This window comes from Alcaligenes sp. Lyrl_28 (genome assembly GCF_051948705.1).
GTDB lineage: Bacteria > Pseudomonadota > Gammaproteobacteria > Burkholderiales > Burkholderiaceae_B > Alcaligenes > Alcaligenes ammonioxydans.
The window spans coordinates 590,683-596,847 of the sequence record NZ_JAYJLG010000003.1 but is presented as its reverse complement, the minus strand read 5'-3'; the positions used below and the strand labels follow the sequence as shown (position 1 = coordinate 596,847).

Here is a 6,165-nt window from a genome sequence, read left to right as displayed (position 1 = left end):
AGGACTTGATTTTTAGCGGCTTCTAATAAGTCCATGCTCCCCCCCTATCCAAATCATTGACTGTAGTCAGCTTAAACCATCTTGCAAGGAGCAGATCCACGCGGTTTAGAAGCCTTCGTATCTACGGTCACTATCGGCGATGCTCTATTGAGTTTTTTACAACTTCACTTTCCTGCAAAAACTCAAGCACAGCCTCATCCGTCTTTTTAACCAAATTCCTCATAATCACAGGAAATTGAACAGCGTCTTTATGAAGAAATTTAAATTTGACTATTAAATTCAGGCTCGCCCTTGACTTTATAAAGGCGTCTAATAAAGCCTTCGACTCAAACATCTCCATGTTTGTAACCTCTAGGCAAGATAGATCAATTTCAAAGGCGTTCCAAGTTTCATCATCTGAGGCCACTAGTTTCTTATACTTAGCCGCAATCAGTCTAGTCTGTATGCCCTCCATAAGACCGGAGACAGTCTCCAAAAAAATCTTTTTTTCTTGCCTCCGCTCTTCCATCTGCACCTTGGACTGATGCTTCATAATGAATATCGCTGCGACAATTGCGCCGATAGAACCAAGCGCTTGCACCCATGCGGCCAGTCCGGAGTTCTGGAATAGAGGAAAGAGGTAGGGGAAGGTAAACCAACCCAACCCCACACCCACCCCGACTCCAACTATCAACGCAAGAATTAAATTACCTTCCGAACAAAAACGAAAAGACTTTTCGCCTTTCACTATGACCTCCACACAATTTCTATTGCCTATATACGCAAGGATCATAGCCGAACCTCTATGGCTAAAACATAGGATGCCTCCTCTATGAAGCATCACGAATACAGCAACACCCCATAACCCCGTTTGATTCACTCAACGGGGTTTTTCTTTTCTAGGATCAACCCATGACCACCAAGCAGTTTTTGTTGCCCATCGCCTCGGAGATCACGGTCGATCTTTTCGCGGGCGGTGGTGGCGCATCCACCGGACTGGAGCAAGCCCTGGGACGACACGTTGATATCGCCGTCAACCATGACCCAGAAGCCATTGCCCTGCACACCATCAACCACCCTCAGACTGAGCACTATATCAGTGATGTGTTTGAGATCAATCCACTCGTTGCCACTCGCGGGCGGCCTGTTGGCCTGCTGTGGGCCAGCCCTGACTGCAAGCATTTCAGCAAAGCCAAAGGCGGCAAGCCGGTATCAAAGCGAATCCGGGGACTGGCCTGGGTCGTCGTCAAATGGGCGAAGGCCGTGCGCCCCCGCGTGATCATCCTTGAGAATGTGGAAGAGTTTCAGACTTGGGGGCCGCTGACTGATGACGGTATGCCCTGCCCTGAACGGAAGGGCCAAACATTCCAGCTCTGGAAAGAGCAGCTTCGCGTGCTCGGCTACCGCTTGGAATACAAGGAGCTGAGGGCCTGCGACTATGGCGCCCCCACCATCCGGAAACGTTTCTTTATGGTGGCTCGGTGTGATGGCCTGCCTATTGTGTGGCCGCAGCAGACGCACTTTGCCAAACCAGCCAAGGGCCAGCAGGCCTGGCGCCCTGCATCGGGCATCATCGACTGGTCCATCCCATGCCCAAGTATTTTTCTCACGAAAGAGGAAGGTCGAGCTCTGGGGATTAAGCGCCCACTGGCAGATGCAACATGCCGACGCATTGCAAAGGGTGTGATGCGGTATGTGGTGGAGTCTGCCAACCCGTTTATCGTCACCAATACAACCGGTCATCCCGGGGCCGGTATTGATGAACCGCTGCGAACGGTAACAACGGGTGGTCATCATGCGCTGGTTGTACCCACCCTGATCCAAACCGGATACGGGGAACGACCAGGGCAAGCGCCGCGTGTTCCAGGCCTGGAAAAGCCGTTGGGCACTATCGTCGCCTCGCAGAAGCATGCCGTTGTGGCCGCATTCTTGGCCAAGCATTACACCGGAGTGGTGGGCAGCGACCTGCAAGACCCTCTCGGGACCGTCACAAGTGTGGATCACCACAGCCTGATTACGGCCAACCTTATCCATATGGGGCATGGCGAAGGCAAAGCAGGTGGCAAACGGTTCAGCCACGGCATCCGCGATGTTGAGCAACCACTGAATACCGTGACGGCGTCCGGCTGCCCTGCAGGTCTGGTGACAAGCCACCTGGTGAAGCTGCGTAATAACCAATTCGGCCAGAGCCATAATGAACCCATGCCGACATTGACCGCTGGCGGTGGCCATGTGGGTGAGGTTCGCGCTTTCCTGGTGAAGTACTACGGGAATGAGCAGGACGAGGTGAGCTTGCGCGAGCCTCTGCACACAATCCCGACCCGTGACCGCTTCGGGCTGGTAACAGTCCACGGCATTGACTACCAGATCGTAGATATTGGCCTACGCATGCTGACACCACGCGAGCTCTACCGCGCCCAGGGCTTTCCTGACTCGTACATCATCGATCAGAAGCCTGACGGCAGCCCACTTACCAAGACGGCGCAAGTCCGCATGTGCGGTAACAGCGTCTGCCCACCCCTTGCCCATGCTCTGGTCCAAGTCAACTACTCCGATCAGCAGATCTCCCCTCGGGAGAAAGTCGCATGACACAAAGCGCCTACAGCAACAAACCCCTGCCCCGCCTTCGACACATCGAACCGGGGCAATTTTTTACCCTTCGCCATGACCCGGAAGTGCGCGTGCTCCTGCACAAGACACGCACGCACGGTCATTTCAATAACGGGTATGCATCCCTGTGCCATGAGCTTGAGTACAGCTGTGTGGTCTGGGGTGAGAACGGATGGGAAGCCAGAGAATGACGGCTACTGTTTTAGACCCCTGCTGTGGTGGTCGCATGATGTGGTTCAACCAACAAGACCAGCGCTGCCTTTTTGGTGACCAACGTCACGAATCAATCATCGTTACAGACCGCTCACACCGTGATGACGGGACCCGAGCCATCCACATCCATCCCGATATCCGGTTTGATTTCCGAAACATGCCCTTCCCCGACGAATCCTTTTATCACGTCGTGTTTGACCCGCCTCACCTCGTGCGTGCGGGCCGCCGAAGCTGGATGGCGGCCAAGTACGGGAAGCTGGGCGACGACTGGCGCAACGATCTGGCCAAAGGGTTTGCTGAATGCTTCCGGGTGCTTCGCCTCCATGGAACCCTGAACTTCAAATGGAACGAGGTTCAGATCCCCGTCAGCGAGATCCTGGCCTGCACCGACCAGCAGCCACTGTACGGCTACCGCTCAGGCCGACTAAACAAGACTCACTGGATCACTTTCATGAAAGGACAGTCATGAACACCCAAGCCCGCTCTACCCCGCAAGAGGCGTTCAACCTGCAACGAGCTGCACAGGTCTACGGCACACGCGCATTCATCCCGGTGACCTCGAAAGCCGCCCCCAACCCGAACTACCCGCAATTGAAGGAGAAACGTCGATGAGTACAGATAAAAAAGCGAATGCCCCGGGACGGACGGGGCCAATAGCGCACGAGCTTGGCAAGATTCGCGTCGGCAGACTACCAACAATGAATCAGGACGAGTACCCAGGCCTTAGCGGGTGGTGGGTACAGCTAAGGATTGGTGAGGATGGAGAGGAAGTTCTGGCGAGAGTTTACGGAAATACTCCTGAACAGGCCCACAGCCGAGCAACCGCGCTTGCTGGGCAACCTGGCCAAGCACTCACACAGCAAACGCTCGATGATGTGATGGCAGGTATCCCAGCGAGAGATGCAGAGATTGCAGCGCTGCGTAAGGAGATTGACACCTTGCGGGCGCAGCAGGACGCCGACACGGTAGATGCGGAGCGGTACCGAGCATGACGCGACGCGCTGATCACGGGGAAAACCGCTGAGGACGACTTTATCCGCTTGGTGGCTGACAACCTACCAACAAGCGTAGGAGTGAGCAGGCGCCCGACCGCTGCAGAATGGGACGCCGCTATCGACGCAGCCCGTAGGGAGCAGGCATGAAAAGAGCAGCCCCCGCTGATCTTCGGAAGTCGTTGATTACAGCGCAGGACCTGGCAAAGGCAGGCGTCGATTTTGTGGTGATGCCCATTTTAAATGAGCAGGACAGAGTGGCTCTACTGGCCCAACAGGTCAGCAGGCTGGCCGGGTTGTTGAGTGACTCAGCGCCTGCTGATGAGTAGGAGGCAAAACAATGATATCCACCGCATTCGACTACGAGCTTCAGTGGCTGGTGATGCTCAACAAGTTCCTTGACGGATTTTTGCCTGGGCTTGGGTTCACGATGGGGGTAGCCGTCGTCTACTTGCTGGCTCTATGGTTCTCGCGAAATCCCAAGTCTAAGCACCGCAAAGTGCGCGTGAAGCTGATCGCAAAGGAGCCAGCCAAGTGACCGAAACAATCACGGCCATGCACGCCGTGACTGTTAAAGAATGGAACCCACCCGGCCTTGCGCCGGGTTTTTAACACCCAATCCGAAGGAGGCCAAAAGATGCAGACAGCCCGTTTTCTGCGCGCTAGCAAAGCACACGCATATCTTGGCATGTGCCGTGCCGTATTCGACCGCGACGTGCGCCCTTTCATCACTGAAATACCTATCGGCGCTCGTGGTATAGCATTCGACCGCCTTGAGCTTGATCGTTGGGCAGACCAATACAAGCAATCCAAAGGCAAAAACAGCACAAAACCAATGGAAGAAACGCAAAAGACATGGCAAAGAAAAGTATCCCAGGGCTCTTCAAGCGTGGTGGCGTATGGCACGTTGACAAGCAGATCGCGGGATTTGGACGCCTTCGCTGCAGCACGGGCACGGGCGACCACGCAGAAGCGCAGACGTTCCTAATCTATAAACTTGAGGAAATTCGCAAGCAGGTGGTGTACGGGGCCCGGAGCTATCCCACCTTTAGGCAGGCTGCCACACGGTACTTGAATGAGTACGCTGATCAGCCGTCTGCCTGGCACACGGCTACCTACCTTGGGCAACTCGACAAGTACATTGGTGACATGCCCATCAATGAAATCAAGCACTCAAGCTTTGAGGCATACATTAAGGACCGCCGTGAAACCGCCAGCAACCGGACGATCAACATCGCTCTCCAGCGCGCTGTCCGTGTCTTGAATCTATGCGCCAGAAAATGGCGAGACGAACAAAACCGCCCTTGGCTGGACAGCGTACCGCTAATTGAAATGCTGGACGAGAAGAAAACAGCGCGCACGCCCTACCCACTCGACTGGAAAGAGCAGGATCTGCTGTTCTCGGAGCTGGCGCCACATCTTAAAGCGATGGCGCTCTTCAAAGTTAATACCGGATGCCGGGAGCAAGAGGTCTGCAAGCTGCAGTGGGACTGGGAAATACCTGTACCGGAGCTTGGCATAAGCGTATTCCTTATACCGGCTGATTTTGGTGGTCGATTTGAAACATCGGGCGTCAAGAACGGCGAGGACAGGCTGGTTGTTTTGAATAGCGTCGCCCGTTCCATTATTTCGAGCCAGCGTGGACAAGACCCCGTATGGGTTTTTCCGTACAAGGGAGGTCCTATGGCTCGCATGAACGCCTCGGGATGGCGCGCAGCCAGGCGGCGTGCAGCTCAAAAATGGGAGGATTTATATAAACGCCCTGCGAATGCCAGTTTCAGCACTGTACGAGTGCATGATCTGAAGCACACATTCGGCAGACGGTTGCGTGCTGCGGGAACACATTTGGAAGACAGGCAGGTTCTGCTGGGTCATACGAATGGTTCAATCACCACCCATTATTCAGCCGCTGATTTGTCCAAGCTACTGACCGAAGTTGAGAAACTTGCCCACAGTGCCGAAGAAGCACCGGTAATCACGCTACTGCGCAGACGGGGGAATGGGTGAAAAACGAATCCCCACAAAATCCCCACAATAACGAACAAGGGCTTACAACAATAATGCTGTAAGCCCTTGATAAATATGGTCGGAACGGAAGGATTTGAACCTTCGACCCCTTGCACCCCATGCAAGTGCGCTACCAGGCTGCGCTACGCCCCGAAAGAATTAAACTATAACCCTGTTTTTTCTGTTGTGCAAGCTTTTTTTGAAAAAGGTTTTGCTTAGGCCGAGTGGCTTACTACAAAAAACCAGATGGTTTACATCAAAAGGCCAATTACTGCCAGAGACCCAGACTCCTAGGATACCCCTCAAGACCCTTCTGACCGCTCAATAACGAACAGTGGGCCGAAGTATATACAAATAACAAGGG

General features: G+C 54.1%; 8 protein-coding genes and 1 tRNA gene. 7 read left to right on the top strand and 2 right to left on the bottom strand.

The window, feature by feature from the left end:
• Window positions 1-130: 130 nt before the first annotated feature.
• Window positions 131-727, bottom strand: coding sequence for a hypothetical protein (locus VF694_RS10610; protein ID WP_301607411.1), 597 nt, complete (start codon window positions 725-727; stop codon window positions 131-133).
• A 164-nt stretch (window positions 728-891) separates the two neighbouring features.
• Between VF694_RS10610 and VF694_RS10605 the strand changes: the two genes are divergently transcribed.
• From VF694_RS10605 to VF694_RS10575, 7 genes are all read left to right on the top strand, one after another.
• A complete protein-coding gene (locus tag VF694_RS10605; RefSeq protein ID WP_440164312.1) occupies window positions 892-2,568 on the top strand; it encodes a DNA cytosine methyltransferase in 1,677 nt (558 codons plus the stop codon).
• Window positions 2,565-2,780 carry a hypothetical protein gene (locus tag VF694_RS10600; protein WP_301607410.1) on the top strand — a complete coding sequence of 72 codons (216 nt, stop codon included), beginning with the start codon at window positions 2,565-2,567 and terminating at the stop codon, window positions 2,778-2,780. Before VF694_RS10605 ends, VF694_RS10600 begins: the two co-directional genes overlap by 4 nt.
• Window positions 2,781-2,818: 38 nt before the next feature.
• Complete coding sequence (locus tag VF694_RS10595; protein ID WP_301607477.1) at window positions 2,819-3,271, top strand: class I SAM-dependent methyltransferase; 453 nt, start codon at window positions 2,819-2,821, stop codon at window positions 3,269-3,271.
• On the top strand, window positions 3,268-3,414 hold the full coding sequence (locus tag VF694_RS10590) for a hypothetical protein (RefSeq protein WP_301607408.1): 147 nt from the start codon (window positions 3,268-3,270) through the stop codon (window positions 3,412-3,414). Before VF694_RS10595 ends, VF694_RS10590 begins: the two co-directional genes overlap by 4 nt.
• A 526-nt stretch (window positions 3,415-3,940) precedes the next feature.
• Complete coding sequence (locus VF694_RS10585; protein WP_440164309.1) at window positions 3,941-4,123, top strand: DUF1382 family protein; 183 nt, start codon at window positions 3,941-3,943, stop codon at window positions 4,121-4,123.
• 11 nt (window positions 4,124-4,134) lie between these two features.
• Entirely contained in the window at window positions 4,135-4,332 is a 198-nt protein-coding gene (locus tag VF694_RS10580) for a hypothetical protein (protein WP_301607404.1), read from the top strand.
• A gap of 317 nt (window positions 4,333-4,649) precedes the next feature.
• Complete coding sequence (locus VF694_RS10575; RefSeq protein WP_301607402.1) at window positions 4,650-5,801, top strand: tyrosine-type recombinase/integrase; 1,152 nt, start codon at window positions 4,650-4,652, stop codon at window positions 5,799-5,801.
• 76 nt (window positions 5,802-5,877) lie between these two features.
• Here the strand turns inward: VF694_RS10575 and VF694_RS10570 are convergent.
• Window positions 5,878-5,954 (bottom strand) — tRNA-Pro (locus VF694_RS10570).
• Window positions 5,955-6,165 lie beyond the last annotated feature (211 nt).

Bases quoted from the DNA above. Each gene is read 5' to 3' on its own strand.
- VF694_RS10585 (WP_440164309.1), top strand. From the start codon at position 3,941: ATGAAAAGAGCAGCCCCCGCTGATCTTCGGAAGTCGTTGATTACAGCG.
- VF694_RS10605 (WP_440164312.1), top strand. From the start codon at position 892: ATGACCACCAAGCAGTTTTTGTTGCCCATCGCCTCGGAGATCACGGTC.
- VF694_RS10595 (WP_301607477.1), top strand. From the start codon at position 2,819: ATGTGGTTCAACCAACAAGACCAGCGCTGCCTTTTTGGTGACCAACGT.
- VF694_RS10580 (WP_301607404.1), top strand. From the start codon at position 4,135: ATGATATCCACCGCATTCGACTACGAGCTTCAGTGGCTGGTGATGCTC.
- VF694_RS10590 (WP_301607408.1), top strand. From the start codon at position 3,268: ATGAACACCCAAGCCCGCTCTACCCCGCAAGAGGCGTTCAACCTGCAA.
- VF694_RS10600 (WP_301607410.1), top strand. From the start codon at position 2,565: ATGACACAAAGCGCCTACAGCAACAAACCCCTGCCCCGCCTTCGACAC.
- VF694_RS10575 (WP_301607402.1), top strand. From the start codon at position 4,650: ATGGCAAAGAAAAGTATCCCAGGGCTCTTCAAGCGTGGTGGCGTATGG.